Source organism: Amycolatopsis sp. SID8362 (assembly GCF_010550475.1).
Taxonomy (GTDB): domain Bacteria; phylum Actinomycetota; class Actinomycetes; order Mycobacteriales; family Pseudonocardiaceae; genus Amycolatopsis; species Amycolatopsis eburnea.
This window is the reverse complement of the sequence record NZ_JAAGNB010000257.1, coordinates 1-2054: the sequence shown is the minus strand read 5'-3', so window position 1 is coordinate 2054 and position 2054 is coordinate 1. Positions and strand designations below refer to the sequence as shown.

Here is a 2054-nt window from a genome sequence, read left to right as displayed (position 1 = left end):
GGGCACTCCCGGCGCCGCCGGGATCGACGGCGCGCCCGACGGCCGGAACGCCGCCAGGTCCGGCAGCGGCCCCGGCGTCCGGTCCGCCGGGACGACGGCCTCGGCCACCGGTGCGATCCGGCTTTCCAGCTCCTCCCGGATCTCCCGCTCACCCCGCCCGCGCATCAGCAGCAGCACGAACGGGTCCGCGTCCAGCAGCCACGACGCCTGGAACGACAACGCCGCTGCGTGCCGGCACGGCAGTTCCCAGCCCGGGCAGTCGCACTCCGGGTCGAGGTCGCCGATCCCGGGCAGCAGGTGCACCCCGGCGTCGTCGGCCGCCTCGACCAGGTCGTGCGGCATGTCCCGGTCCAGCAGCGCCGCCAGGTGCCCGGACCGCGACGCCACCCGGTCGAAGAACCGCGTCCAGTCGCCGTCCGACAGCTCCGCCAGCCGCAGTTCCGTGCGGAACGGCCCGCCATCGGCGTCCTCGACCACCGCAGCGATCCGGCCCGGGCTGACCGTGATCGGCCCGACCAGCCCGGCCGCGGCGTACCGGCGGCCCTTCTTCAGCTGCCGCAGGTCCAGCGCGGTGTCCTCCATCGCGCCGACCCACGCCCGCCCCCACCACGACCGGGCGAACCGCCCGGCCGCTCCGAACGCGGGGAACCCGCGCACCCGGTCGTCGGTCATCCGCGGCTCCTCAGTTCGACGAGCTCCGCGAGCTCGGTGTCGGTCAGTTCCGTCAACGCCGCCTCGCCACCGGCCAGCACCGCGTCCGCCAGCGCCCGCTTCTCCCGCAGCATCGCCGCGATCCGGTCCTCGACCGTGCCCTCGGCCACCAGCCGGTGCACCTGCACCGGTTTCGTCTGCCCGATCCGGTAGGCCCGGTCGGTCGCCTGGTCCTCCACCGCCGGGTTCCACCAGCGGTCGAAGTGCACGACGTGGTCCGCGCGGGTCAGGTTCAGCCCCGTCCCGGCGGCCTTCAGCGACAGCAGGAACACCGGCACCGCACCCTCCTGGAACCGCGCCACCAGCTCCTCGCGGCGGGCCACCGGCGTCCCGCCGTGCAGCAGCTGCGTCGCGATCCCGCGCCCGGCCAGGTGCTTCTCCAGCAGCCGCGCCATGGCGACGTACTGGGTGAACACCAGCACCGCGCCGCCCTCGGCGAGGATCGTGTCCAGCAGCTCGTCGAGCAGCTCCAGCTTGCCCGAGCGGCCACCCGGCTCCTTGAGGTACTGCGCCGGGTGGTTGCAGATCTGCTTGAGCGCGGTCAGCAGCTTCACGATCCGCCCGCGCCGCGCCATCCCGTCGCTGGCGGCGATGTCGGCCATCAGCTCCCGCACCACCGCCTCGTACAGCGCCACCTGGTCCGGGCTCAGCGCCACCGGCCGGTCGGTCTCGGTCTTCGGCGGCAGCTCGGGCGCGATCCCCGGATCGGACTTGCGGCGCCGCAGCAGGAACGGCCGCAGCAGCCGCGAAAGCCGCTCGGCCGCCGCCGGGTCGCCGGACTCGATCGGCTTCGCCCAGCGCTCCCGGAACTCCGCCAGCGACCCCAGCAGGCCCGGCGCCGACCAGTCCAGGATCGCCCACAGCTCCGAGAGCGTGTTCTCCACCGGCGTGCCGGTCAGCGCCACCCGCGCCGCGGCCGGCACCAGCCGCAACGCCTTCGCCGTGCCCGAGCGGTGGTTCTTCACGTGCTGTGCCTCGTCGGCGACCAGCAGACCCCACCGCACGGCGGCCAGCGGCGCCGGATCGGTGCGCAGCGTGCCGTACGTCGTCAGCACGAACCCGTCGAGGTCCGCCAGCGAGCGGGCGCTGCCGTGGAAGCGCCGCACCGGCACCCCGGGGGCGAACCGGCGGATCTCGCGTTCCCAGTTGCCCAGCAGCGACGCCGGGCACACCACCAGCGTCGGCCCCGACGCGCGGTGCAGGTGCAGCGCGATCAGCGTGACCGTCTTGCCGAGGCCCATGTCGTCGGCCAGGCAGCCGCCGAGCCCCAGCCCGGTCACCGTGGCCAGCCACTGCAGCCCGCGCAGCTGGTAGTCCCGCAGCTGCGCGGCCAGCCCGGCCGG

The 2054-nt window shown here is 75.0% G+C and carries 2 protein-coding genes; both read right to left on the bottom strand.

Translation table 11 applies throughout. From position 1 onward, the window contains the following. Nucleotides 1-672 (bottom strand): SWIM zinc finger family protein (locus tag G3I65_RS08835; RefSeq protein WP_345944075.1); only part of this gene is annotated, 672 nt, incomplete at its 3' end. After that, nucleotides 669-2054: DEAD/DEAH box helicase (locus G3I65_RS08830; protein WP_160695659.1), on the bottom strand; the 1386-nt coding region annotated here is incomplete at its 5' end. The genes G3I65_RS08830 and G3I65_RS08835, both read right to left, overlap by 4 nt.